Here is a 21,960-nt window from a genome sequence, read left to right as displayed (position 1 = left end):
GGAAGCCCCGCCCCCCCCAAGGTCCTGTTGGGGGGGGGGGGCCCCCCCAACCCCCCCCGTCCTGCCTTGGGGAAAAACGACGGTGTCCCGTGCCCCCCCCCCCCCCCCCCCCCACCGGCCGTTCCAGCGGGACCTAGCAGCCGAGCAGGCGGCTGCCGAGGTAGGCCTGGATCTGGTCCAGGGAGACGCGCTCCTGCTTCATGGTGTCGCGCTCGCGCACGGTCACCGCGTTGTCGTCCAGGGTGTCGAAGTCGACGGTGACGCAGAACGGCGTACCGATCTCGTCCTGGCGGCGGTAGCGGCGGCCGATGGCGCCCGCGTCGTCGAACTCGATGTTCCAGTGCTTGCGCAGATCGGCGGCGAGGCCCTTGGCCTTCGGCGACAGCTGCGCGTTGCGGGACAGCGGCAGGACGGCGACCTTGATCGGGGCCAGGCGCGGGTCGAGGCGCATGACGGTGCGCTTCTCCATGACGCCCTTGGCGTTCGGGGCCTCGTCCTCGTTGTACGCGTCGAGCATGAAGGCGAGCATGGCGCGGTTGACGCCGGCCGCCGGCTCGATCACGTACGGGGTGTAGCGCTCACCGGCGTCCTGGTCGAAGAAGGTGAGGTCCTGGCCGGAGGCCGCGGAGTGCGCCTTCAGGTCGTAGTCCGTGCGGTTGGCGACGCCCTCCAGCTCGGAGAACTCGCTGCCGCCGAAGTTGAAGCGGTACTCGATGTCGGCGGTGCGCTTCGAGTAGTGGGAGAGCTTCTCCTTCGGGTGCTCGTACCAGCGGATGTTCTCCTCACGGATGCCCAGGTCGCGGTACCAGTTCCACCGCTCCTGCATCCAGTACTCCTGCCACTGCTCGTCCTCGCCCGGCTTGACGAAGAACTCCATCTCCATCTGCTCGAACTCGCGGGTGCGGAAGATGAAGTTGCCGGGCGTGATCTCGTTGCGGAAGGACTTGCCCATCTGCGCGATGCCGAACGGCGGCTTCTTGCGCGAGGAGGTCTGCACGACGGCGAAGTTGGTGAAGATGCCCTGGGCGGTCTCGGGGCGCAGGTACGCCTTGGAGCCGGTGTCCTGGGTCGGGCCGAGGTGGGTCTCCAGCATGCCGGAGAACTGCTTCGGCTCGGTGAACTGGCCCTTCACACCGCAGTGCGGGCAGTTGATGTCGGCCAGACCGTTCTCGGGGAGGCGGCCGTGCTTGGCCTCGTACGCCTCTTCCAGGTGGTCGGCGCGGTGGCGCTTGTGGCAGGCGGTGCACTCGGTCAGCGGGTCCGAGAAGGTGGCGACGTGGCCCGAGGCCACCCAGACCTCGGGGGCCAGGATCACGGAGGAGTCGATGCCGACGACGTCCTCACGGCCGGTGACCATCGCCTTCCACCACTGGCGCTTGATGTTCTCCTTGAGCTCAACACCAAGCGGACCGTAGTCCCAGGCAGCCCTGGAGCCACCGTAGATCTCACTGCACGGGTACACGAAGCCACGGCGCTTGCTCAGGCTGACGATGGTTTCGATCTTGTCGGCGGCCACGGTGCTCTCTTCATGACGAGGACGAACGCGAATGCCTCAGGGTAGCGGCGCCCGCACCCTCCCTTTCAAATCGGTATCCCCTTTCACGGTCCGCCCCACCCCCACGACCAGCGTTTTTGACAACGGTTTCCATCCTTGATGAAAATGGATGTCATGAACGCACGACGCCTCATACCCTCCGCCGCCCTCGCCGGAGCCGTCGCCCTCGCCGCCACGGCCCTCACCGGCTGCTCCGGAGCAGCCGCCTCGGGCGCCGGCAAGGACGGCAGGCTCGCCGTGACGGCGTCGTTCTACCCGATGCAGTTCCTCGCCGAGCAGATAGGCGGGGACCGCGTGGCCGTCACCTCCCTGACCAAGCCGGGCGTGGAGCCGCACGACCTGGAGATCACGCCCAAGCAGACCGGCCGGCTCGGCCAGTCCGACGTGGTCGTCTACCTCAAGGGCCTCCAGCCCGCCGTCGACGAGGCCGTCGCCCAGTCCGGCGTGAAGACCGTCGTCGACGCCGCCGCCCTCACCGAGCTGGAGGCCCACGGCCCCTCCGGCCACGACCACGCCCACGACGACGCCCACGCCCACGCCCACGAGGGCGAGGAGGGCCACGCCGAGGGGCACGCCCACGACCACGGCGAGTCCGGAGCCGACCCGCACCTCTGGCTCGACCCGGCGAAGTACGCCGAGGTCGCCAAGGGCGTCGGCGCTGCCCTGGAGAAGGCCGACCCCGACCACGCCGCGGACTACCGGAAGAACACCGACGAGCTGGTCGGCGAACTCACCGCGCTCGACGCGGAGTTCAAGAACGGCCTGCAGAACACCGCCTCCCGGACCTTCATCACCACCCACGCCGCCTTCGGCTACCTCGCCGAGCGCTACGGCCTCGACCAGGAGGGCATCTCCGGCGTCGACCCCGAGTCCGAGCCGAGCCCCGCCCGGATGAAGGAACTCCAGGAACTGGCGAAGAAGGAGAATGTCTCCACCGTGTTCTTCGAGACCCTGGCCAGCGACAAGACGGCCAAGAGCCTCGCCACCGACACGGGCCTGAAGACCGACGTCCTCGACCCGCTCGAGGGAATCACCGATCAGTCCCAGGGCGCTGACTACTTCGAGGTCATGCGGTCCAACCTCAAGAACCTGCAGAAGGCGCTCGGGAGCAAGTGATGGCAGTAACGGAGGCGCGTGCCATGGAATCCCAGCCCACGGAGGCAGCGGACCAGCCCGTCATATCCCTGCGCGGGGCCGTCGCCTCGCTCGGCTCGCGCCCCGTCCTGCGCGGGGTGGACCTCACCGTCCGGCGCGGCGAGGTCGTCGCCCTGCTCGGCGCCAACGGCTCCGGCAAGTCCACGGCCGTGCGCGCCGTCGTCGGCCAGGTGCCCCTGTCGGGGGGTGAGCTGTCACTGTTCGGCACGGACTTCAAGCGCTTCCGCGACTGGTCGCGCATCGGCTACGTCCCGCAGCGGACGACCGCCGCCAGCGGCGTCCCGGCCACCGTCCGCGAGGTCGTCTCCGCCGGCCGCCTCGCCCGGTCCCGGTTCGGCATCCTGCGCAAGGCCGACAAGGCCGCCGTCGAGCGGGCCCTGTCCCTGGTCGACATGGACGCGTACGCACAGTCCTCCGTGAACGCCCTCTCCGGCGGCCAGCACCAGCGTGTGCTCATCGCCCGGGCGCTCGCCGTCGAACCCGAACTGCTGATCATGGACGAGCCGATGGCCGGCGTCGACCTCGCCAACCAGGAGGTCCTCGCGGCCGCCCTGCGCGAGCAGGTCGCGGCCGGCTCGACCGTCCTGCTCGTCCTGCACGAGCTGGGCCCGCTGGAGCCGCTGATCGACCGCGCCGTCGTCCTGCGCGACGGCTGCGTCGTCCACGACGGACCGCCCCCCGAGGCCGTGGGCCAGCACGCCCTGCCCGGCCACGACCACGTACACCCCCACGCGGCGCACGACGCCGAGCCCCTGCGGACGGGACTGCTGAGCTGATGGAACTCCTCACCTTCGCCTTCATGCAGCGGGCGCTGCTCGCGGCCGTCCTGGTCGGCCTCACCGCGCCCGCCATCGGTACGTACCTCGTCCAGCGCCGCCAGGCGGTCATGGGCGACGGCATCGGGCACGTGGCCATGACCGGTGTCGCGCTCGGGTTCCTGCTGAACGCCAGCCCGGTGTGGATGGCCACCCTCGTCGCCGTCATCGGCGCGGTCGGCATGGAGCTCATCCGCTCCCGCGGCAGGACGAGCGGCGACATCGCGCTCGCCATGCTGTTCTACGGCGGCCTCGCCGGCGGCGTCATGATCATCAACTTGGCTCCGGGCGGCTCCACCGCCAATCTGACCAGCTACCTCTTCGGCTCCATCACCACCGTCTCCGCCGAGGACGTCACCGCCGTCGTGGTCCTCGCGGCCTTCGTGGTCGCCGTGACCCTGGGCCTGCGGCGGCAGCTGTTCGCCGTCTGCCAGGACGAGGAGTTCGCGCGGGTCACCGGCCTGCCGGTGCGCCTGCTGAACCTGCTCATCGCGGTCACCGCCGCCGTCACCGTCACCGTGGCCATGCGGATCGTCGGCCTGCTGCTGGTCAGCGCCATGATGGTGATCCCGGTCGCGGCCGCCCAGCGGATCACCCGCGGCTTCACCGCCACGCTGGCGACGGCCATGGCCATCGGCGTGCTCGTGTCCCTGTCCGGGACCGTGGCCACGTACTACATCGACGCCCCCTCCGGCGGCACCATCGTGCTGCTCGCCATCGGCGTCTTCATGGTGATGACCGCGCTGTCCGCGCCGCTGGCCCGGCGCAGGGCGAACGCCGCCCGCGCCGCCGAGGCGGTCTGCACCCGGGACGATGTGAAGGTCGACGTGACGGTCTAGGACGGCCGGGGAGGGACCGCCGCCTGGCACAATGGGCGCGAGGCCGACACGAGGAGGAACCGGTGGCGACTGCGCCTGGCGAGACGAATACCGCGCCAGTACGAGGACGATCCACCCGGCAGCGGGCAGCCGTCGCGGCGGCGCTGGACGAGGTGGACGAGTTCCGCAGCGCCCAGGAGCTGCACGACATGCTCAAGCACCGCGGCGACTCCGTGGGCCTGACCACGGTCTACCGGACCCTCCAGTCCCTCGCCGACGCCGGTGAGGTCGACGTGCTGCGCACCAGCGACGGCGAGTCCGTCTACCGGCGCTGCTCCACCGGGGACCACCACCACCACCTGGTCTGCCGCGGCTGCGGCAAGGCCGTCGAGGTCGAGGGCCCGGCCGTGGAGAAGTGGGCGGAGTCCATCGCCGCCGAGCACGGCTTCGTGAACGTCGCCCACACGGTGGAGATCTTCGGCACCTGCGCCGACTGCGCGGCCGCGGCGGCCTCCTGAGCACTCCCCGCCCGACCTGCGGGCCGGTGCTGCGACCGGAAGGATCACCGCCCCGCCGCCGATGCCCGGCACGGCACTAGAGGCGGCGCAGGCGGCCGTCCAGGAGCGTCCGCAGCCGGTCCACGTCCCCCGGCTCCCGGACCCCGCGCTTGGGGATCACCGTCATGGCCGCCGCCCCCTTCGCGATGTCCAGCAGGACGAAGGTGTCGGCGGTCTCCGCGTACGCGGGCTGCGCACCCCACTCCAGCCGGGTCGAGGAGCGCGCCGTGGCCACCAGGATCCCGGTCCCGTCCACGCGGGTCCGGGTCTCGCCGGCCTTCGCGAGCAGCCCGGCGAAAGCGCGCGCCTGGAGCCGCGGCCCGAACAGCGCGAGCCCGCAGATCACCAGCCCGCCGGCCAGCATGGCCGGGCTCTTCGGTACGGGCTGCCCGACCGCGAGCGTGCCGCCGCCCAGGGCGACGAGCAGGACCCCGACGAGGGGTACGAGCCACCGCTGCCGGCGCAGCGCGGGTGTGGCCGTGTTCCGGACCCGCATGGCCTGCGCCAGGTCGGCCGTGGTGACCTCGTAGACGAGCTCGACGGCCGCTCCCAGGGGCGCGGGCCCACCCGGCCCATCGGTTTTGTGCATGCTCATGACAGCGGAGCCTAGCGCCGCGGCCCGGGCCCCGCGCCGGCGGCGGCGCGGGAGCCCGGGGGTGACGTCAGACCGTGGAGGTGGGCGGTTCGACCTGGTTCGGGACGGCGCCGCCGAAGCGGCGGTCGCGCTGGGCGTACTCCAGGCAGGCCTGCCACAGGTGACGGCGGTCGAAGTCCGGCCACAGCACGTCCTGGAAGACCATCTCGGCGTACGCGCTCTGCCAGATCAGGTAGTTGGAGGTGCGCTGTTCGCCGCTGGGGCGCAGGAACATGTCCACGTCCGGCATGTCCGGGTAGTACATGTACTTGGCGAGGGTCTTCTCGTTGACCTTCGACGGGTCCAGCCGGCCGGCCTTCACGTCCTCGGCGAGCGCCTGGGCGGCGTCGGCGATCTCGGCGCGGCCGCCGTAGTTCATGCAGAAGTACAGGGTCAGCTTGTCGTTGCCCTTGGTCTGCTCCTGCGCGATCTGGAGCTCCTTGGCCACCGACTTCCACAGCTTCGGCATGCGGCCCACCCAGCGCACCCGGATGCCGAGCTCGTCGAGCTGGTCGCGGGTCTTGCGGATGAAGTCGCGGTTGAAGTTCATCAGGAAGCGGACCTCGTCGGGCGAGCGCTTCCAGTTCTCGGTGGAGAAGGCGTACAGGGAGATGCTGCCGACGCCCATCTCGATCGCGCCCTGGAGGACGTCGAGGACCCGCTCGGCGCCCACCTTGTGGCCCTCGGTGCGCGGCAGGCCGCGCTCCTTGGCCCAGCGGCCGTTGCCGTCCATCACGATCGCGACGTGCCGCGGGACCAGCTCGCCGGGGATCTTCGGCGGCCGGGCACCGGTGGGGTGCGGCTCGGGAAGCGTGTACTCGCGGCGGGAGCGTCCCAGGAATCCGCGTACTGCCATGGCGCTTTGGTCTCCGATCTAGGTCACTTCTCTACGTAACGCAAGGAACGCAGCCCGCGCTCCAGATGCCAGTGCAGATAGGCGGAGACGAGTCCGCTCCCCTCGCGCACGTACCGCGGCTCCGCCGCGTCGGCGGTCGCCCAGTCCCCCGTCAGCAGGGCGCTGAGCAGCCCGATGGCCTCAGCTGATGGTACGACGCTGCCGGCCACCCGGCAGTCGCCGCAGACGACCCCGCCCGCGCCGACGGAGAAGTGCCGGTTGGGGCCGTGGATGCCGCACTTCGCGCAGTCGTCGAAGCTGGGCGCGTATCCGTTGACCGCGAGCGAGCGCAGCAGGAAGGCGTCCAGGATCAGGTTCGGTGCGTGCTCGCCGCGGGAGAGGGTGCGCAGGGCCCCGATGAGCAGCAGGTACTGCTGGACGGCGGGCTCGCCCTCGTTCTCGGTGAACCGCTCGGCGGTCTCCAGCATCACGGTGCCGGCGGTGTAGCGGGCGTAGTCGGTGACGACGCCGTTGCCGTACGGGGCGATGATCTCGGTCTGGGTGCACAGCGGCAGGCTGCGGCCGACGAGTTCGTTGCCGCGGGCGAAGAACTGCACGTCGACGTGGGAGAAAGGTTCCAGCCCGGCGCCGAACTTCGACTTGGTGCGCCGCACCCCGCGGGCGACGGCCCGCACCCGTCCGTGGCCGCGGGTCAGCAACGTGATGATGCGGTCCGCCTCCCCGAGCTTCTGGGTGCGCAGCACGATGCCGTCGTCGCGGAACAGACTCATGCGCCCATTGTCGCCTGTGCGGGGGAAGCGGCGGGCCCCCGCCCGGACACCGGTCCGGACGGGGGCCGCACGGCCCTCGGGAGGGCTCAGGAGGCGGGTGCGGGCGCGCCCTCCGCGTCCTGAGCACCCCGGGCGTCCTGGGCGCTCTCGGTGTCCTGGGCGAGGTCGGGCGCGGCTGCCGGGGCGTCCGCGGGGACGGTGGCGGCGGCCGGGCCGTCCGGGGCGCCCGGTTGGGCGGGCAGCTTCGCCGGGAGGGCCGCGGCAGTGTGCGCGTCGTCCCTGCTCAGGCCGTTGAAGACCAGGTTGAGCACGATCGCCGCCGTGGCGCCGAGCGTCACGCCGCTGCCCAGCAGCGAGGAGAGCTCCGGGGCCATGTGGTCCTTGAAGAGGACCGGGACGGTGGCCGGGAGCAGGGCGAAGGCCAGGGAGACGCCCACGACCAGCGCGTTCTTCTCCTCCTTGAGGTCGGCCTTGGCGAGGGTCTGGATGCCGGCCAGGGCGACCATGGCGAACATGACGGTCGCGGCCCCGCCGAGGACGCCGTGCGGGACGGAGGCGACGATCGCGGCGGCCTTCGGCAACAGACCGAGAACGATCATGAACACGCCGGCCGCGACGACCACGAAGCGGCTCTTGACCTTGGTCATCCGCACGAGGCCGACGTTCTCGGCGAAGGCCACGTACGGGAAGGAGTTGAGCACGCCGCCGAGTGCGGTCGCGGCCCCGTCGGCGCGCAGGGCGCGGGCCACGGTCTCGCTGTCGACCTCCTTGCCGACGATGTCGCCGACGGCGTAGGTGTCACCGGTCGTCTCGACCATGGTGATCAGCATGACGACGAGCATGAGGACGATCGGGAACCACTCGAACTTCGGCGCCCCGAAGTGGAAGGGGGTCGTGATGCCGATCCAGTCCGCCTCGGAGACGCTGCCGAACTTCGCGTCCCCCAGCAGGAAGGCGGTGGCCGTGCCGCCGACCAGGCCGAGCAGGATGGCGATCGAGGACAGGAACGGCCTGCCCAGCCTCAGCAGCACCAGGATGAAGAGCATGGTGCCGCCGGCGTAGGCGAAGTGCTTCGGGTCGCCGAAGTCCGGGCTGCCGAGGCCGCCCGCCGCGTCGTTCAGGCCGACCGGCAGCAGCACGATGCCGAGGACCGTGATCACGGTGCCGGTGACGACCGGCGGGAACAGCCGCATGACCGCCCGGAAGGCCTTGGCGGGCAGCCAGGCGAAGGCGAAGGTCGCGATGCCGGCCGTGATGACGGCTCCGTAGACCACCAGGAGGGCCGCGGTGCCCCCGCCGGCGCCGAGGCCGATGGCGATCATGGGGGAGACCGCCGTGAAGGTGACGCCCTGGATCAGCGGGAGGCGCGCGCCGATCCGGCCGATGCCCCATGCCTGGACGATGGAGGCGATGCCGCAGGTGAACAGGTCCGCGTTGATCAGGTAGACCAGGTCTTCGGGGCTCAGCTTCAGTGCGCCGCCGACGATGATCGGGACGATCACCGCGCCGGCGTAGAAGGCGAGTACGTGCTGGAAGCCGTACAGGGCGAGTCGGGGGACGGGGAGCACCTCGTCGACCGGGTGGGTGCTCTGCTCTCCGTCGGTGGAGAGCCGGGCGGCGACACGTGCCATCGGGCTTGCCCTTCAAGAGGTGGTGAACGGGAGGAGGCTGGTTGTCCCTGGGCGAAGTGGGTCGCGAACCCGTTGGTCCGCCAGGGTTGTCAGTGCGTTCACGTGAATCGAAGCCCCGCTGTGTTACCGGCGGCGTCTCGGCGTGTGACCGGAATTGAACGCCTGTGGGAGGGCTCACACCTATCGTCGACTTCCACAAATTGTTGACCCCTGGGGAAGCCTGATGTGTGGGTTCCTCCAGTGGCCTACGCCGTGGCGACGGGATATGGCCGACCGCCTCCCGTTCCCGCGCCCCGGCTGCACGAACGCCCGCCCCGCCCCTCGCGACGTGCGGCGATGCCCCGCCCGGGTGCGCGGACGGCGCGGGCCGTCGGCCCGCGCCGGGTGTCCACGTGCTGGAACCGCCCGCCGCGGCGCAGCCGGAATCCACCCGCCCCGCGGTGCGTTTTCGGCCCGGCGAGGCCGGATCGTTACCTCCGCCCGACCCGTCAGGGGGCCCGAACGGCCGACAGCAGGCGCGCCACCTCGTCGGAGCCCAACCGCAGCGCCGCGCCGACCGTGGCGAGCACCTCGCGTTCGGCGGGGGTGTACGGGCCGTCTGCCAGGGCGATCCGCGCGCCCTGCAGCAGGATCGACGCCCGGCCGGGTGCGGCCAGGTGCGGCGCCAGCGGTTCCAGGGCCTCGTGCAGCTCGATGGCCAGGGCGGCCCCGCAGCAGTCGGGGGCGTCGTACAGCCCGAGCCGGCCCTCCTCGCTGGCCAGCGCCTGGACGAGGGACTCCAACTGCTCCTGGGTGCAGTCCTGGAAGCCCGCCGCCCGGACGGTCGACACGGCGGCCTCCAGCGCGCCGCGCGCGGCGGTGCCGCCCGCCGCGAGCACGGCCAGGGCGACGGTGTGCACGGCGTCGCGCAGCAGCGCGGAGAAGCGGGTGGTGGTGAGCTGGTCGAGGACCTCGGTGTCGAAGCGCTCCCGGCAGCCCTGGCATTCGACGACGGGGCCGGCCTCGCCGCGCGGCAGCAGCGGGACGCCGAGGACGGTGAAGCGGCGACGGCCGGTCCGCCGGCGGTAGTTGCGGTCGCCGCCGCAGCCCGGGCAGAAGAACTCCCCGTCGCCCACCGTGCTCCACGTGGTACGGATGCCCCAGACCGCCGGCTTCCGGCCGTCCCCACCCCGAACTGGCAGCACGTCGCACCTCCGTAACTCCCCCGTGGCCTTGCGGGCACGGGCGGGACCCCAGGCGCCATCACCGGGTTGGCGTGATGTTAGCCACATCGGTGAGGATGCGTCAGTCGTGTGACAAGACAACATCCCCCATCGGCAGCACTTGGCCGGTCTGTTCCCCTGCGCCTCCCACAGCGGCCCGTCCGTTGTCCCTACGCTCGCCCGCGTGAACGACACGTCCTGTCTGGTCACGGGGGCCGCGAGCGGGATCGGCCGGGCCACCGCCCGGCTGCTGGCCCGCTCCGGCGCCCGGGTGACCGCGGCCGACATCAATGGCCCCGGGCTGGCCGACCTGCGTACGGAACTGGCCGCCGAGGGCTTCGACGTCACCCCGGTGACCGGTGACGTCGCCGATCCGGAGGACAACCGGGCGATGGTCCGGGCCGCGGTCGAGGCGTACGGGCGGCTCGACGTGGCCGTGGCGAACGCCGGGGTGCTGCCCCTTTCGGACGTACGCGAGACCAGTCCGCAGGACTGGGACCGGGTCATGGCGGTGGACGGCCGCGGGATGTTCCTGACCTGCAAGTACGCGATCGAGGCGATGATCGCGCAGACGGAGCCCGGGGGTGCGCTGGTCTGCGTCTCCTCGATCTCGGGGGTGGCCGGGCAGGCCCGGCAGGCGGCCTACGGGCCGGCGAAGTTCGTCGCGTCGGGGCTGACCAAGCACCTGGCGGTGGAGTGGGCGGCGCACGGGATCCGCGTCAACGCGGTGGCACCGGGGACCATCCGGACGGAGCGGGTGCTGGCGCTGTCGGACGAGCCGGGCGGGCCGGAGTACCTCGCCGAGGTGTCCGCAGCGCATCCGATGGGACGCCTCGGGGAGCCGGACGAGGTGGCCCGGGTGATCGCCTTCCTGGCGTCGGACGCGGCCTCGTTCGTGACGGGCGTGGTCCTTCCGGTGGACGGCGGCTACCTGGCCCGCTGAGCGGCCGGCGCAGCGCGCCGGCGGACCGCGGAACGCCGCTGCCCCGCGCCTCCGGACGGAGGGGCGGGGCAGCGGGGCGGAGACGCGGGTCCTGCAGCCCGGTCGTACCGGGCTGCAGGCGGGTGGTCAGCGGCCGGCGCGGTTGACGGCGGAGACGACCGCCTTCAGCGAGGCGCGCGTGGTGTTGGCGTCGATGCCGATGCCCCACAGGACGCGGCCGTCGATCGCGCACTCGATGTACGAGGCGGCCACGGCGGAGGCGCCCTCGCTCATCGTGTGCTCGGTGTAGTCCAGCAGGCGGGCGTCGATGCCGATGGCGGCCAGCGCGTCGAAGAAGGCCGAGATCGGACCGTTGCCGGTGCCGTTCAGGACCGTCTCCACGCCGTCCACGACCGCCTCGACGGTCAGCGTGTCGGTGCCGTCCTTGTCGGTGGCCGTCGAGCCGGCGCGCAGCTGGATGCGGCCCCACGGGTTGTCGGGGTTGGGCAGGTACTCGTCCGAGAAGATGTCCCAGATGGCCTTCGGGGTGACCTCGCCGCCCTCGGCGTCGGTCATGGCCTGAATGATCTTCGAGAACTCGATCTGCATGCGGCGCGGCAGGTCCAGCTTGTGGTCGTTCTTCAGGACGTACGCGACGCCGCCCTTTCCGGACTGCGAGTTGACGCGGATGACCGCCTCGTAGGAGCGGCCGACGTCCTTGGGGTCGATCGGCAGGTACGGCACGGCCCACTCGATCTCGTCCACCGTCTTGCCCTGGGCGGCCGCGTCGGCCTCCATGGCGTCGAAGCCCTTCTTGATGGCGTCCTGGTGGGAGCCGGAGAAGGCGGTGTACACCAGGTCGCCCGCGTAGGGGTGGCGCGGGTGGACCGGCATCTGGTTGCAGTACTCGCTGGTGCGGCGGATCTCGTCGATCTGCGAGAAGTCGATCTGCGGGTCGATGCCCTGCGAGAACAGGTTCATGCCCAGGGTGATCAGGTCGACGTTGCCGGTGCGCTCGCCCTGCCCGAACAGGCAGCCCTCGATGCGGTCGGCGCCGGCCATCAGGGCCAGCTCGGCGGCGGCGACGGCGGTGCCGCGATCGTTGTGCGGGTGCACGGAGATGCAGATGTGCTCGCGGCGGGTCAGGTTGCGGGCCATCCACTCGAAGCGGTCCGCGTGCGTGGACGGCGTCGAGCGTTCCACGGTGGCGGGCAGGTTCAGGATGATCTCGCGGCCGGGTCCGGGCTGCCAGACGTCGCAGACGGCCTCGCAGACCTCCAGGGCGAAGTCCAGCTCGGTGTCGGTGAAGATCTCCGGGCTGTACTGGTAGCCGAAGACGGTCTCGGGGCCCAGCAGCTTCTCGGCGTACTCCATGACCAGGCGGGTGCCGTCGACGGCGATCTGCTTGATCTGCTCCTTGGAGCCGCGGAAGACGACCCGGCGGAAGGTCGGGGCGGTGGCGTTGTACAGGTGGACGGTGGCGCGCTTGGCGCCGACCAGCGACTCCACGGTCCGCTCGATCAGGTCCTCGCGGGCCTGGGTCAGGACGGAGATGGTGACGTCGTCCGGGATCGCGCCCTCTTCGATGATGGAGCGGACGAAGGCGAAGTCGGTCTCGCCGGAGGAGGGGAAGCCGACCTCGATCTCCTTGTAGCCCATGCGCACCAGCAGGTCGAACATCTCGCGCTTGCGGGCCGGGGTCATCGGGTCGATCAGCGACTGGTTGCCGTCGCGCAGGTCGGTGGACAGCCAGCGGGGGGCCTCGGTCACGCGCGCGTCCGGCCAGGTGCGGTCCGGCAGGTCGACCTGCTCGTAGCGGCCGTACTTGTGGATCGGCATCCCTGAGGGCTGCTGGGTGTGGGTCGCGTTCGTGATCGGCGTGGGGCGACCGGCGAAGGGGTGCTGACTCATGCGTAGGGCTCCTCGGGTGTCCGCGTGGGGATCGCTGGAACGGCCGACGGCGGTCGTAAACCGCAACACCAGACTCCGCGGGGAGGGGGTCGACCTACGACTACAGACCCTCGCCGCGGCAGCTAAGCAGAAGCAGCCCGAAACGCATGATGGGCCGAGCCTAGCCGAGCCGCGCCGTGACGCGAGGGACCGTTTCAGTATGCGGGACCCACCTGTCCGATTTGTACCCCTTTGTGAATTTCACCTCTTTCGATCACTCGAGGTCCGGTGGAAGCGTCAACACCGCCCGACCACTTTCAGACAACCGAATGAATCATGGTTGCAGCTAGTGACAGCATCGTGACCCACTGCCACATTGCCGGGATGGATGCCTCCCACGTTCACGCCCTCACCCACGGCAGCACCCCCCGCCACCCGGTCTTCTGCACCGTCGTGCCACCGCACCTGCTCGACCGGATCGCCCGGTCCCAGAACGCCCGCCGCGCCGAGGCCGCCCTGCGCACCCTCGAACACGACGGGCCCCTGCGCACCCGGCGCAGGATCACCACCGTCCGCGGATTCGCGCCCCCCACCCTCGGGGCGCCCGCGCCGGACGGGCCGCGCCGGACGATCCACGACGCCCAGCACCGCACCCGGCTGCCCGGGAAGAAGGTCCGCGGCGAGGGCGACCCGGTCGCCCAGGACGCCACCGTCAACCGCGCCTACGCGGGCCTGGGGGCCACGTACGAGCTGCTGTTCTCGGCCTTCGGGCGGCGCTCGATCGACGACGCCGGCCTGCCCCTGAACGCTTCCGTGCACTACGGCCAGGACTACAACAACGCCTTCTGGGACGGCCAGCAGATGGTCTTCGGCGACGGTGACGGCGACCTCTTCCTCGACTTCACCGTCGCCGTGGACGTCATCGGGCACGAACTCGCCCACGGCGTCACCCAGTACACGGCCAACCTGGAGTACTACGGCCAGTCGGGCGCCCTCAACGAGTCGATGTCCGACGTCTTCGGCTCGCTGATCAAGCAGTACACCCTCGACCAGACGGCCGACCAGGCGGACTGGCTGATCGGCGCCGGACTGCTCGGCCCCGAGGTCAGCGGGGTCGCACTGCGCTCGATGAAGGCGCCCGGCACCGCGTACGACGACGACGAACTCGGCAAGGACCCGCAGCCGGCCACGATGGACGACTACGTGCGCACCAACCGGGACAACGGCGGCGTCCACATCAACTCCGGCATCCCGAACCACGCCTTCTACCTGGTCGCCACCGACCTCGGCGGCAAGGCGTGGGAGCGCGCCGGGCAGATCTGGTACGACGCGCTGACCGGCGGCGAGCTCACCGCCGACGCCGACTTCAAGGACTTCGCCCGGCTGTCGGCGGAGGCCGCCGCGACCCGCTTCGGGGACGGCAGCGCGGAGCACCGGGCCCTGCAGAAGGCCTGGGCGGCGGTCGGCCTCGGCTAGGCCGCTGCGGGGTAGAAGGACGGGCATGCGGATTCAGGTGGTACGGACGGGCGGTTTCGCGGGCATCGAGCGCCGGGCCGAGGTGGACACCTCGGGCCGGCCGGACGAGGACGAGTGGCAGGCCCTGGCGCAGCTGGCGCTGCGGCCCGCCGCCGCCTCGCCGGGGGCGGACCGGGTCCGGGACGGTTTCTCGTACCGGATCACGATCGACGGGCGGACGGTGACCTGCCAGGAGCCCGACCTGTCGGAGGCCCAACGGACGCTGATCACAAAGCTGCTCAAGGAAGGTGCCTGAGCAGGGCGTCTTTGCTTGGATGAGCGGATGACGCAGACACTCCTGTCCCGCTTGGAGCAGTACTACGACGCCGTGCCGCGGGCCGGGGGCGCGCGGGCCGAGGACTTCGGCCCGCTGACCCTCTTCGTCCGCGAGGGTGCGGGCTGGCCGTACTACGCGCGGCCCGCACTCGGCAGCACCGGTGCCGGCACCGCCGACGTGGAGCGCGTCCTGGCCCGGCAGCGGCAGCTGGGCGTCCCGCAGGCCTTCGAGTGGGTGGCCGAAACCAGCCCCTGGCTGCGGGCCCCCGTGGAAGCGGCCGGCCTGCGGGTGAGCGCGCATCCCCTGATGGTGCTGGAACCGTCCGCGCAGCCCATGCCCGCCCATCCGGAGGTGCGGCTCCTCGACGCCGGGGACGAGCTGCTGACGGCGGCCGTGACGGTGCCGCGGCTGGCCTTCGCCGACCCGGGGACCGCGGTCGGCGACACGGGCCCGGCCGAGCTGGCCGTGGCGACGGCCGACCCGTCCGCCCTGGTCCACCGCAACGCCTTGGCCGACCGCCTGGCCTCGGGGCGTACGGCCATGGCCGTGGCGGTGCGCGACGGCGTGGTCCTCGCCGCCGGCCAGTACAACCCGGTCGGCGACGTCGCCGAGGTCGCCGGGGTCGGCACCCTGCCGTCGGCCCGCCGCCAGGGCCTGGCGCTCGCGGTCACCGCGGCGCTGGTCTCGGACGCCGTCGCGCGGGGCGTCCGTACGGTCTTCCTGTCGGCCGGGGACGGGGCGGTGGCCCGGATCTACGCCCGGGCCGGCTTCCGTACGGTGGCCACGGCCCTGATCGCGGAACCCGCGCAGGACGCGGAGCCGGCCGTGGCGTAGCGAGTCGCGGCTCGCGCGGGGGCTTGCCGAAACGGCAAAGGCCTTTGGCCCCGCGGCGGCGGGCGGCGCAGCATCGGGCACGTCCGGGACCCCGGACCAGCAGAGGAAGGGACCCCATGCCCGAGCACGCCCACGAGCACCACGACCGGCACGCCCACGACCACTCCCACCACCACGGCGGGTCCCCGTCCGAGCAGCCGGCCGGGGACCAGGAGTTCTGGGACTCCCGCTACGCCGAGAGCGACCGCATCTGGAGCGGCAACCCCAACTCGGCGCTGGTCCGCGAGGTCACCGACCTCGCCCCCGGCAGCGCCCTCGACCTCGGCTGCGGCGAGGGCGCCGACGTCGTGTGGCTCGCCGGCCGGGGCTGGCGGGTCACCGGGACCGACATCTCTCCCGTGGCGCTGGATCGGGCCGCCGCGCACGCCGCCGATGCGGGCGTCGCCGACCGCGTCGAGCTCCGGCGCCACGACCTGGCCGAGTCCTTCCCCGCCGGGGAGTTCGACCTCGTCTCGGCCTGCTTCCTGCACAACTACGGGGACTTCCCCCGGGCCCGGGTCCTGCGGGCCGCGGCCGCGGCCGTGGCCCCGGGCGGGATCCTGCTGGTCGTCGGCCACGGCGGGTGGGCGACCTGGCAGGAGGGCGAGGTGCGCCCGGGGATCCACTTCCCGACCCCCGGCGAGGTGCTCGACCAGCTGGAGCTGCCCGAGGGCGCCTGGGAGGTCCTGCGCGTGGAGGAGTACGTACGGGAGCAGTGCAGCCCGGACGGCAGGACCGGGACCCGCGCGGACAACACGGTGAAGGTGCGCCGGCTCCCGTAGGCGCGGGCCCGGTGGCCCGGCCGGACCGGTCGGACCGGTCGGACCGGCCGGACCGGTCGGACCCGTCGGACCGGTCGACGCGGTCGGGCTAGAAGCCGAGCTTGCGGAGCTGCTTGGGGTCGCGCTGCCAGTCCTTGGCGACCTTCACGTGCAGGTCGAGGAAGACCGGGGTGCCGAGCAGCGCCTCGATGTGCTTGCGCGACTTCATCCCGACCTCCTTCAGGCGGGAGCCCTTGGGGCCGATGATGATGCCCTTCTGGCTGGGCCGCTCGATGTAGACGTTGGCGTGGATGTCGAGCAGCGGCCGGTCCGCCGGGCGGTTCTCCCGGGGGATCATCTCCTCGACCACGACGGCGATGGAGTGCGGGAGCTCGTCGCGGACGCCCTCCAGGGCGGCCTCGCGGATCAGCTCCGCGACCATCACCATCTCGGGCTCGTCGGTGAGGTCGCCCTCCGGGTAGAGCGGGGGGCTCTCCGGCAGCATCGGCGCGATGAGGTCGGCCAGCAGCTGCACCTGGTTGTCGCCGACCGCGGAGACGGGGACGATCTCGGCCCACTCGATGCCCAGCTCGGCACCGAGCTGCTGGATCGCGATGAGCTGCTCGGCCAGCTGCTTGGACTCGACCAGGTCGGTCTTGGTCACGATGGCGATCTTGGGGGTCTTCTTGATCCCCGCGAGCTCCTTGGCGATGAACTTGTCGCCGGGGCCGAGCTTCTGGTCGGCGGGCAGGCAGAAGCCGATGACGTCGACCTCGGCCCAGGTGGTCCGCACGACGTCGTTCAGCCGCTCGCCGAGCAGGGTGCGCGGCTTGTGCAGGCCGGGGGTGTCGACCAGGACCAGCTGGGCGTCGGGGCGGTGCACGATGCCGCGGACGGTGTGTCGGGTGGTCTGCGGCCGGTTGGAGGTGATCGCGACCTTGGTGCCCACGAGTGCGTTGGTCAGGGTCGACTTCCCCGCGTTGGGGCGGCCGACGAAGCAGGCGAAGCCCGCACGGTGCGGGCGGTGGGACTCGGGGGAACGATCGCTCATACGGGCCATTCTCCCCGATGCCGCCCGGGGCGCCGACCAGACCGCCGCCGGGCCGCCGCCGGGCCCCGCCCGGATCACGAGAGGGTGAGCGTCAGGACCGCCCGGTAGGTGCCCGGCGGGGTGTACGGCGGCAGGCGCAGGGAGACCGCGGCGTCGACCGTGAAACGGGCCGCATCCCCGGCCGGCGGAGCCCCGGACCCGGTGGCCAGGACCGCTCCCTGCGGGCCGACCGGGCCCGGGCTGCCGGGCGCACAGCGGCCGACGGGACCGCCGCCTGGAGCGGACGAGGCCGCGGGAGCGGCCTCGGCGGGCGTGCAGGACGGGGTCCAACTCAGGGCGGCGCCGGGGACGGGCATCCCGTCCGGGCCGGTGAGCTGCGCGATCCTGCCGGTCAGGGTCCAGTTCGCCGGGCCCCCGCGGGTGTCGGTGACCGTGACCGTCCCGATCCGGCCGGGGGCCGCGCCGCCCGCCCCGTACCCGACCCTGCCCAGGGTGATCGCCGCGCCCGCCTGGGTCAGGGACAGCCCGCCGGGCGGCGCGGGCGTGGGCACCGGGGCGGGCGCCGCGGCGGGAGCGGCGTCGACCGTGTACGCCGCCGGGCGGGAGCCCTCCTGCGGGGTCCACACCGGGCCCTCGTACGCCACGACCGCCGTCGTCGCCGGGTCCCCGACCGGCAGTTCGGCGGCCAGCCGGCCCCACGCGTCCGCCGTCGCCGGCGCCCGGTCCGCGGTCTCGGCGCCGCCCGCCCGGCCGGCCACGGTCAGGGGCGCGCCCGGGGTGAAGCCGACTCCGGTGACCCTGACCCGCGCGCCGGGGGCGCCGTGCGCCGCGGCGAGCGAGACCGACCGCAGGTTGGGGCGGGGCAGCGCGGGCGCGGCGAGGCGCGCGGCGACCGGCGCCGACGGCCCGGTGGGGGTGCAGGCGGTGCCGGTGGGGAGGGTGTAGCCGCCCGGGGTGAGGGTGATCTCGCCGGGCGCGGTGACGGTGAACGTGCCCGTCAGGACGAGGTCGGCCGCCTCCGCGGTCGCGTCCGGGCCCGCGTCCGGAGACTCCGGGTCCGGGCCCTGGCCCGTGTCCGGAGGCTCCGCTTCGGCGGCGGGCCGTACGGCCGTGACGGCGACCTCCCCGTCCTGGGCGCCGCCCAGCAGGACGTGCCCGGCCGCGACGGGGACTGCGGCGGGCGCCGTCGCGCCGGCCGGGTCTGCGGCGGGGGTCCTGGCCACCCGGTAGGTCACGGTGACCGTGTCGCCGATGCGCGGCGGCGCGGGGTGGTCGACGGTGATCCGGGCCTCGGTGGTGCCTTCGGCGGGCGGCAGCCCGGTCTCCGGCGACGGCAGGCACTGCGTCGGGAACTCCACCCGCCCCGGGGGAGTTCCCTCCTCGGCGGCAGCGGGTGGACCCAGCGCGCCTCCGGTGGCGGCCGCGAGCACGGCCAGGCCGACCGCCGCCGACCGCCTCCTGCTGCCCGCCGCTGCTCGCACTGGTCGCTCCCCGGTTCCCTCGGCGCCGACAGGGCGCCATTGACGGGCGGGCGGCGGAAGAAGTCAATGCATGCGCCGGCCGCTACCTGATGGCCCATCAGAAGACGGCAGGGTGCCGCTCCGGCCCGGGCCGCCGTTCCCGCCCGCCGCCCGGAACGTCCGCCGGTAGGCCGTCGGGCTCACCCCGAGCGCGGCCTGCACGTGCTTGCGCAGCGACTGCGCCGTCCCGAAGCCCGTCTCCCGTGCGACCCGTTCCATCGCCAGGTCCGTCTGCTCCAGCAACTGCCGGGCCCGCTCCACCCGCTGCGCGGTGATCCACTCGCCCGGGCTGGTGCCGGCCTCCTCCCGGAACCGGCGCGTGAAGGTGCGGACCGACATGGACTCCTGCCGGGCCAGGTCGGCCAGCCGCACCGGCTCGTGCAGCCGCCCCAGCACCCAGGCCCGGGCCGTCGCGGTGCTGGCCACCTGCGGCTGCGGCACCGGGCGCTCGACGAACTGGGCCTGCCCGCCGTCCCGGTGCGGCGGTACGACGGTCCGCCGGGCCACGTCGTTGGCGACGGCCGCGCCGTGGTCGCTGCGCACGATGTGGAGGCACAGGTCGATGCCGGCGGCGACCCCGGCGGAGGTCAGCACGTTCCCGTCGTCCGTGTAGAGCACGTCCGGGTCGACCCGGACGGCCGGGAAGAGCCGCTGGAAGTGCTCGGCGTGGAACCAGTGCGTGGTGGCCCGGCGGCCGTCGAGGTATCCCGCGGCGGCCAGGACGTAGCCGCCCGTGCAGATAGAGACGAGCCGGGTGCCGGGCCGGACGTGGGCCAGGGCCGCGGCGAGCTCCTCGGTCAGCCGCCCCTCCTCGTACACGGGCCCGAGCTCGTACGAGGCCGGCACCACGACGGTGTCGGCGGTGGCGAGCAACTCGGGGCCGTGCTCCACCTGGACCGCGAAGTCCGCGTCCGTCCGGACCGGGCCGGGGGCCAGGCCGCAGGTCAGGATCTCGTACAGGGGCGCCCCGGCGGCGTCCCTGGCGCGGCCGAAGATCCGGTGCGGGATGCCGAGTTCGAAGGGCAGCAGCCCGGTGAGCGCGAGGACGGCGACACGATGGAGGACCATGGCCCAATCGTATCGAAGGGTGTCGGTCAGGCCACTGTCGTGGGAGGACGTCCTGGCCGGATGCTGTCGGCGTGAATCAGTCAGCCCCCACCCCGGCGCCCAGTTCCCCGCCGCCGTCGCCCCTGTCCTCGGCCTCGCCCTCACCGGACCCGTCGGCCGCAGTCTCGTCCGCCTCCTCCCCCGCCGCGCCCGTACGCTTCCACCGCGCCTGGTTCGTCGCGGCCGTCACCTTCGTGACGATCGTCGGCGCGGCCGCCTTCGCCTCGCTGCCCGGTCTGCTCATCGAGCCGCTGCACCAGGAGTTCGACTGGTCGCGGGGCACGATCGGCTTCGCCGTCTCGGTCAACCTCGCCCTCTACGGGCTCACCGCGCCGTTCGCCGCCGCCCTGATGGACCGCTTCGGCATCCGCCGGGTGGTGGCGCTGGCCCTGCTGGTCATATCCGCCGGGTCGGTCGCCACGGTGTGGATGACCGCCGCCTGGCAGCTGGTGCTGTTCTGGGGCGTGCTGGTCGGCCTGGGCAGCGGCTCGATGGCGCTGGCGTTCGCGGCCACCGTGACCAACCGCTGGTTCACCGCCCGGCGCGGCCTCGTCACCGGCGTCCTGACGGCGGCCGGGGCCTCGGGTCAGCTGGTCTTCCTGCCGCTGCTGTCCTGGCTGGTGGAGCACCACGGCTGGCGGCCGGCGGCCGTGACGGTCTCGCTGGCGGCGCTGTCCGTCGTGCCGTTCGTCTGGCTGCTGCTGCGCGACCACCCGGCGGACGTGGGCCTCGCCCCGTACGGGGGCGCGTACACGGCCAAGCCCGCACCGGTGCCGGGCGCGGCCCGGCGGGCGGTGACGGTGCTGGTCCGGGCGGCCGGGACCGGCCCGTTCTGGCTGCTGGCGGGCACCTTCGCGATCTGCGGCGCCTCGACGAACGGCCTGGTCAAGACGCACTTCGTGCCGGCCGCCCACGACCACGGGATGCCGGTGACGGCAGCCGCCGGGCTGCTGGCGGTGATCGGGGTCTTCGACGTCGTCGGCACCGTGGCCTCGGGCTGGTTCACCGACCGCTTCGAGGCGCGGCGCCTGCTGGCGGTCTACTACGCCCTGCGCGGGGTGTCGCTGCTGTTCCTGCCGATGCTGTTGGCCCCGTCGGTGCACCCGCCGATGCTGTTCTTCATCGTCTTCTACGGGCTGGACTGGGTCGCGACCGTCCCGCCGACGATCGCCCTGTGCCGCGAGCACTACGGGGACGACAGCGCGATCGTCTTCGGCTGGGTGCTGGCCTCGCACCAGGTGGGCGCCGGACTGGTGGCGTTCCTGGGCGGTGTGGCCCGGGACGTGTTCGGCTCGTACGACGTCGTCTGGTACGCGTCGGGGGCGCTGTGTGCGGCGGCCGCCATGATGGCGATGGTCATCCGCCGCCGGCCGGCCGCACCGGCCGTCGCCGCCGCGGTCTGACGGTCCGGCCGGACGCGCGCCGCCCCGAGGGCCCTCCGGGCCGTCCGTACGGGGCCGCGCCCGGTCTGCGGGACCGTACGGCGCCGGCGGTGGCTCACGACGACGGCGCGGGGGGAGACGGCGTCCGGTGCGGAGACGGCGTCCGGTGCGGCGCCGGCGGCCCGGTTCCGCGGGCGGGTCAGGCTCCGGCCGGGGTGGTCGAGCGGAGCGTGCCGTCCGGGGCGGCCAACAGCACCGGGGTGTCCGGGCCGCCGAGGTCGCGGACCGCGGCCAGGTCGGTGTCGGCCACCGCGTCGGCCGTGCCGACCACGGCCGCGGCCTCCAGGGACTCGGCGCCGCTCGCCACGGCCATGGCGACCGCGGTCCGGAGCGCACTCAGCTTGAGGGAGGGGAGCTCCACCGTCCCGGCGACGTACGTGCGGCCCGTCTCGTCCCGGACCGCCGCACCCTCGGGCACGCCGTTGCGGGCCCGGGCGCTGCGCGCCAGCGTGATGATCTTGCTGTCCTCGGGGCTGATCCCGGTGCTGTCGGTCATGGCGAAAGCATATGGAGCGGGGGGGGGGGGGGGGGGGGGGGGGGGGGGGGGGGGGGGGGGGGGGTGGGGTTTCCCTTCTTCTCCCCCCCCCCCCCTTCTCCTCCATCCCTGTG

21 protein-coding genes are annotated in these 21,960 nt (G+C 72.8%); 10 read left to right on the top strand and 11 right to left on the bottom strand.

What is annotated here, in order from left to right:
• Positions 1-133: 133 nt before the first annotated feature.
• Complete coding sequence (locus tag ACZ4VL_RS22910) at positions 134-1,516, bottom strand: glycine--tRNA ligase (protein ID WP_404237921.1); 1,383 nt, start codon at positions 1,514-1,516, stop codon at positions 134-136.
• A 153-nt stretch (positions 1,517-1,669) separates the two neighbouring features.
• On the opposite strand from ACZ4VL_RS22910, the gene ACZ4VL_RS22905 reads away from it, so the two are divergent.
• The 4 genes from ACZ4VL_RS22905 (at position 1,670) to ACZ4VL_RS22890 (ending at position 4,861) form a co-directional block, all read left to right on the top strand.
• Positions 1,670-2,671 (top strand): metal ABC transporter substrate-binding protein, encoded by a 1,002-nt coding sequence (locus tag ACZ4VL_RS22905; protein ID WP_468202845.1) that lies wholly within the window; start codon positions 1,670-1,672, stop codon positions 2,669-2,671.
• A 23-nt stretch (positions 2,672-2,694) separates the two neighbouring features.
• Positions 2,695-3,486, top strand: coding sequence for a metal ABC transporter ATP-binding protein (locus tag ACZ4VL_RS22900; RefSeq protein WP_468202842.1), 792 nt, complete (start codon positions 2,695-2,697; stop codon positions 3,484-3,486).
• Entirely contained in the window at positions 3,486-4,364 is an 879-nt protein-coding gene (locus ACZ4VL_RS22895) for a metal ABC transporter permease (protein WP_468202839.1), read from the top strand. Before ACZ4VL_RS22900 ends, ACZ4VL_RS22895 begins: the two co-directional genes overlap by 1 nt.
• Positions 4,365-4,426: 62 nt before the next feature.
• Positions 4,427-4,861, top strand: coding sequence for a Fur family transcriptional regulator (locus ACZ4VL_RS22890; RefSeq protein WP_385423303.1), 435 nt, complete (start codon positions 4,427-4,429; stop codon positions 4,859-4,861).
• A 76-nt stretch (positions 4,862-4,937) separates the two neighbouring features.
• Here the strand turns inward: ACZ4VL_RS22890 and ACZ4VL_RS22885 are convergent, their stop codons facing one another.
• The 5 genes from ACZ4VL_RS22885 to ACZ4VL_RS22865 all read right to left on the bottom strand — a co-directional run bounded on the left by ACZ4VL_RS22885 (position 4,938) and on the right by ACZ4VL_RS22865 (position 9,975).
• A complete protein-coding gene (locus ACZ4VL_RS22885; RefSeq protein ID WP_468202836.1) occupies positions 4,938-5,495 on the bottom strand; it encodes a YcxB family protein in 558 nt (185 codons plus the stop codon).
• Between the two features lie 67 nt (positions 5,496-5,562).
• Positions 5,563-6,390, bottom strand: coding sequence for an isoprenyl transferase (locus ACZ4VL_RS22880; RefSeq protein ID WP_468202833.1), 828 nt, complete (start codon positions 6,388-6,390; stop codon positions 5,563-5,565).
• Positions 6,391-6,413: 23 nt separating this feature from the next.
• Positions 6,414-7,160, bottom strand: a complete 747-nt coding sequence (recO, locus tag ACZ4VL_RS22875; protein WP_361083866.1) for a DNA repair protein RecO — start codon at positions 7,158-7,160, stop codon at positions 6,414-6,416.
• 86 nt (positions 7,161-7,246) lie between these two features.
• Positions 7,247-8,791, bottom strand: a complete 1,545-nt coding sequence (locus tag ACZ4VL_RS22870) for a nucleobase:cation symporter-2 family protein (protein WP_468202830.1) — start codon at positions 8,789-8,791, stop codon at positions 7,247-7,249.
• A 488-nt stretch (positions 8,792-9,279) separates the two neighbouring features.
• A complete protein-coding gene (locus ACZ4VL_RS22865) occupies positions 9,280-9,975 on the bottom strand; it encodes a TerB family tellurite resistance protein (protein ID WP_361083872.1) in 696 nt (231 codons plus the stop codon).
• Between the two features lie 202 nt (positions 9,976-10,177).
• On the opposite strand from ACZ4VL_RS22865, the gene ACZ4VL_RS22860 reads away from it, so the two are divergent.
• Entirely contained in the window at positions 10,178-10,936 is a 759-nt protein-coding gene (locus ACZ4VL_RS22860) for an SDR family NAD(P)-dependent oxidoreductase (RefSeq protein ID WP_468202827.1), read from the top strand.
• Positions 10,937-11,062: 126 nt separating this feature from the next.
• Here ACZ4VL_RS22860 and leuA read toward each other — a convergent pair whose 3' ends face one another.
• Entirely contained in the window at positions 11,063-12,826 is a 1,764-nt protein-coding gene (leuA, locus tag ACZ4VL_RS22855; protein ID WP_468202824.1) for a 2-isopropylmalate synthase, read from the bottom strand.
• Positions 12,827-13,189: 363 nt separating this feature from the next.
• Between leuA and ACZ4VL_RS22850 the strand changes: the two genes are divergently transcribed.
• The 4 genes from ACZ4VL_RS22850 to ACZ4VL_RS22835 all read left to right on the top strand — a co-directional run bounded on the left by ACZ4VL_RS22850 (position 13,190) and on the right by ACZ4VL_RS22835 (position 16,252).
• Positions 13,190-14,281 (top strand): M4 family metallopeptidase, encoded by a 1,092-nt coding sequence (locus tag ACZ4VL_RS22850; protein WP_468202821.1) that lies wholly within the window; start codon positions 13,190-13,192, stop codon positions 14,279-14,281.
• 25 nt (positions 14,282-14,306) lie between these two features.
• Positions 14,307-14,576, top strand: a complete 270-nt coding sequence (locus ACZ4VL_RS22845) for a protealysin inhibitor emfourin (protein WP_468202818.1) — start codon at positions 14,307-14,309, stop codon at positions 14,574-14,576.
• Between the two features lie 27 nt (positions 14,577-14,603).
• Positions 14,604-15,431, top strand: a complete 828-nt coding sequence (locus ACZ4VL_RS22840) for a GNAT family N-acetyltransferase (protein WP_468202815.1) — start codon at positions 14,604-14,606, stop codon at positions 15,429-15,431.
• A gap of 116 nt (positions 15,432-15,547) precedes the next feature.
• Entirely contained in the window at positions 15,548-16,252 is a 705-nt protein-coding gene (locus ACZ4VL_RS22835) for a class I SAM-dependent methyltransferase (RefSeq protein WP_468202812.1), read from the top strand.
• 88 nt (positions 16,253-16,340) lie between these two features.
• On the opposite strand, the gene era is transcribed toward ACZ4VL_RS22835, so the two are convergent.
• The 3 genes from era to ACZ4VL_RS22820 form a co-directional block, all read right to left on the bottom strand.
• Complete coding sequence (gene era, locus ACZ4VL_RS22830) at positions 16,341-17,291, bottom strand: GTPase Era (RefSeq protein WP_385423281.1); 951 nt, start codon at positions 17,289-17,291, stop codon at positions 16,341-16,343.
• A 65-nt stretch (positions 17,292-17,356) separates the two neighbouring features.
• Positions 17,357-18,763, bottom strand: a complete 1,407-nt coding sequence (locus ACZ4VL_RS22825) for a beta-xylosidase (protein WP_468202808.1) — start codon at positions 18,761-18,763, stop codon at positions 17,357-17,359.
• 63 nt (positions 18,764-18,826) lie between these two features.
• Positions 18,827-19,870, bottom strand: coding sequence for a GlxA family transcriptional regulator (locus ACZ4VL_RS22820; RefSeq protein WP_468202806.1), 1,044 nt, complete (start codon positions 19,868-19,870; stop codon positions 18,827-18,829).
• 71 nt (positions 19,871-19,941) lie between these two features.
• On the opposite strand from ACZ4VL_RS22820, the gene ACZ4VL_RS22815 reads away from it, so the two are divergent.
• Positions 19,942-21,312, top strand: a complete 1,371-nt coding sequence (locus ACZ4VL_RS22815) for an MFS transporter (RefSeq protein ID WP_468202803.1) — start codon at positions 19,942-19,944, stop codon at positions 21,310-21,312.
• A 178-nt stretch (positions 21,313-21,490) separates the two neighbouring features.
• On the opposite strand, the gene ACZ4VL_RS22810 is transcribed toward ACZ4VL_RS22815, so the two are convergent.
• Positions 21,491-21,847 (bottom strand): cytidine deaminase, encoded by a 357-nt coding sequence (locus ACZ4VL_RS22810; RefSeq protein ID WP_468202800.1) that lies wholly within the window; start codon positions 21,845-21,847, stop codon positions 21,491-21,493.
• Positions 21,848-21,960: the final 113 nt, after the last annotated feature.

It is taken from the genome of Streptomyces sp. NPDC029014, from assembly GCF_055564695.1.
Note: the sequence above shows the minus strand (reverse complement) of the source record. Positions and strands in the feature narration are given on the sequence as shown.

Bases quoted from the DNA above. Each gene is read 5' to 3' on its own strand.
- ACZ4VL_RS22845 (WP_468202818.1), top strand. From the start codon at position 14,307: ATGCGGATTCAGGTGGTACGGACGGGCGGTTTCGCGGGCATCGAGCGC.
- ACZ4VL_RS22900 (WP_468202842.1), top strand. From the start codon at position 2,695: ATGGAATCCCAGCCCACGGAGGCAGCGGACCAGCCCGTCATATCCCTG.
- leuA (WP_468202824.1), bottom strand. From the start codon at position 12,826: ATGAGTCAGCACCCCTTCGCCGGTCGCCCCACGCCGATCACGAACGCG.
- ACZ4VL_RS22840 (WP_468202815.1), top strand. From the start codon at position 14,604: ATGACGCAGACACTCCTGTCCCGCTTGGAGCAGTACTACGACGCCGTG.
- recO (WP_361083866.1), bottom strand. From the start codon at position 7,160: ATGAGTCTGTTCCGCGACGACGGCATCGTGCTGCGCACCCAGAAGCTC.
- ACZ4VL_RS22895 (WP_468202839.1), top strand. From the start codon at position 3,486: ATGGAACTCCTCACCTTCGCCTTCATGCAGCGGGCGCTGCTCGCGGCC.
- ACZ4VL_RS22905 (WP_468202845.1), top strand. From the start codon at position 1,670: ATGAACGCACGACGCCTCATACCCTCCGCCGCCCTCGCCGGAGCCGTC.
- era (WP_385423281.1), bottom strand. From the start codon at position 17,291: ATGGCCCGTATGAGCGATCGTTCCCCCGAGTCCCACCGCCCGCACCGT.
- ACZ4VL_RS22850 (WP_468202821.1), top strand. From the start codon at position 13,190: ATGGATGCCTCCCACGTTCACGCCCTCACCCACGGCAGCACCCCCCGC.
- ACZ4VL_RS22835 (WP_468202812.1), top strand. From the start codon at position 15,548: ATGCCCGAGCACGCCCACGAGCACCACGACCGGCACGCCCACGACCAC.
- ACZ4VL_RS22880 (WP_468202833.1), bottom strand. From the start codon at position 6,390: ATGGCAGTACGCGGATTCCTGGGACGCTCCCGCCGCGAGTACACGCTT.
- ACZ4VL_RS22810 (WP_468202800.1), bottom strand. From the start codon at position 21,847: ATGACCGACAGCACCGGGATCAGCCCCGAGGACAGCAAGATCATCACG.
- ACZ4VL_RS22870 (WP_468202830.1), bottom strand. From the start codon at position 8,791: ATGGCACGTGTCGCCGCCCGGCTCTCCACCGACGGAGAGCAGAGCACC.
- ACZ4VL_RS22820 (WP_468202806.1), bottom strand. From the start codon at position 19,870: ATGGTCCTCCATCGTGTCGCCGTCCTCGCGCTCACCGGGCTGCTGCCC.
- ACZ4VL_RS22885 (WP_468202836.1), bottom strand. From the start codon at position 5,495: ATGAGCATGCACAAAACCGATGGGCCGGGTGGGCCCGCGCCCCTGGGA.